At 34.5% G+C, this 2,080-nt stretch carries 3 protein-coding genes; 2 read left to right on the top strand and 1 reads right to left on the bottom strand.

Going from position 1 to position 2,080, the window contains the following annotated elements; translation table 11 throughout:
• Positions 1-197 precede the first annotated feature (197 nt).
• On the bottom strand, positions 198-389 hold the full coding sequence (locus OKC24_RS19575; RefSeq protein WP_265466275.1) for a hypothetical protein: 192 nt from the start codon (positions 387-389) through the stop codon (positions 198-200).
• A gap of 106 nt (positions 390-495) precedes the next feature.
• Here OKC24_RS19575 and OKC24_RS19580 point away from each other — a divergent pair, with 106 nt between their 5' ends.
• Positions 496-1,713: a phage/plasmid replication protein, II/X family gene (locus tag OKC24_RS19580; protein WP_265466276.1), complete on the top strand. Its 1,218-nt coding sequence runs from the start codon at positions 496-498 to the stop codon at positions 1,711-1,713.
• Positions 1,714-1,715: 2 nt separating this feature from the next.
• A complete protein-coding gene (locus OKC24_RS19585) occupies positions 1,716-2,033 on the top strand; it encodes a hypothetical protein (protein ID WP_265466277.1) in 318 nt (105 codons plus the stop codon).
• The last annotated feature ends 47 nt before the right edge of the window (positions 2,034-2,080 follow it).

A 2,080-nucleotide genomic window follows, 5' to 3' on the forward strand; every position in this document is an offset into this window, starting at 1 on the left:
ATTTCGTATAATGTAGCCGTGATTATGTTACTTGCATTAACGCTCCAGTGAAGAAAACAAAAAGCTATGTTATACGCAACATAGCTTTTTTTTGCTTTGTAGAATGCATTTAACATCAATCTGCATTATACGAAATTTGTCGGGCAGGGAAGTACGACGTTTCTAATGTCGTACTTAACTCCGATATTTCGGACTTTTCACTTTAAAATAATACTTCCACTTTCTGAAACTTCCAATTTTTCAATACTTAATTCGATTATTTTATGTACTAATTGACTTTCTTTAGATATGCCTCGCATGCCTTTATCAGCTAGCTTGTTGTTTAATTCAATCATTTTTTTATAGAGCTTTTTTTGCTCCCATTCATTCAAATATACGCTTTGAGCCATTTTGATTGCCCTTAAATAAATTTCTATAGAATTCTATAGAAATCTATTGATTCTTAGTTTGCTATATATCTATAATCCCATAGAAATCTATAGAAATTACATTTCAATGATCGATTTTGCAGAAATACGCTTATTCGTAAAAGACGAATTTGTCATTTCAGATAGAAGTGGCGAGCAATTTCTTTTGTCTTTAAATTTGTTGGAACTTGGCGTTACTGTTGGTTCCCGTGATGTTTATCTTGATGAACATGGCAAGATGCAAGTAGGGGCCTTATATCATCCTTATGATGATCTTCCGACTTCATTTACAAATGTTGCTTTTAAGCTTGTACACGAAGGCAAAATTAAACCGCATGTCATGATTAAGTGCTCACCAGCAAAGATCATGCAAGGTCATAATATTTTCGGTTCAGATAATTTAGAGCTTGGTATTTTTGAAATGCTTGGCTATTTGGCTGAATCAAATCCTAAGCTGTATGAAATTCTTGACGTACAGAATGCACAAATTGTAAATCTTGACGTGACTTATTCAGCTCGTCTAAAAAATGATGACCAAGTTCTAAGTGTTCTTGATTTTCTGCGCAAGGTCTCCAGTGGTTCACTTCGTAAATCTAAATTAGTTTACGGCTCCACAGTCTACTGGGGATCACCTAATTCTAAGCGTTTGGCTCGTAAAGCTTATTGCAAGTCTATTGAATTTCAGCTTCAGCTAAAAAAATTAAAACGTCTTGCTGCTAAAGGTGAGGTTTTTGCAATTCGTGTGATTAAAGCAATGGAAGATCCGCGCGTTATTGCATTTATGCAGGGCTTACTTCGTTTAGAAACTCGCTTTAAACCTTTGTGGCTTACTGAACATGGCATTCCTTTGAATGTCTTTGAATTGATTAAACATCAACATGCAAATCCGAATTTTTTAACTGAACTCTGGCAATTGGCCAATAAACCTTTATTTGAAGCATTGGAGGGTCACACGATGAAAGCCCTTGATCATGACACTGTTTTTACAAAGATCTGTACCGTATTTGATACCTATACAAAGTCGGGACGTTTATCACAAACCAAGTCCCGCAACATTTTTAATTTTTTCTGTGCGCTTGAGTTGCACGGTGCTGAAACACTTAAAAAGAAATATGGCAAGTCACAATATTACAACTATATGTCTCAATTGACTGATTGTGGCTTTTCAAAAGCATATCTTCAAAACCTTGATTCTGAATCAAAAAATAACGTCATTCCGTTTGTTCAACTTGTAAAAATCGACTTCCAAAATCAGGTACCAGACTGGTATCAGGAACCACAATCACGCTTTGCTAAGGTAGGTTAATCATGCAACTTTCAATCACTGGAAAATTAGAAAACGTATCTGTTTATGAAGATAAAGAGAAAAACGTTAATTATCACAGTCTTGTTTTTACAAAAAACATTTGGTCAAACAAATTGAACCGCGACATAGAAGAAGTCGTTTCTGTATCAATTCCTCAAAAGCTGATTTGGACAGTTCCAGAGTTTAAAAAAGTCGTTGGTAAAACCATTTCATTCAATGTGAATGAACGTACTTTTAATAAAAAAATTGGTGGTGAGACAGTTCAGACGTTTGCAGGTTTTGCGCTTGCAGAAGATGGAGAGTTTGTTATTCAGAATTAAACATATATAAATTAAAGGCTTAATTATACCATTTCGTATAATGTATA

Origin of the sequence: Acinetobacter entericus (assembly GCF_026168575.1) — a bacterium.
Classification (GTDB): Bacteria; Pseudomonadota; Gammaproteobacteria; order Pseudomonadales; family Moraxellaceae; genus Acinetobacter; species Acinetobacter bouvetii.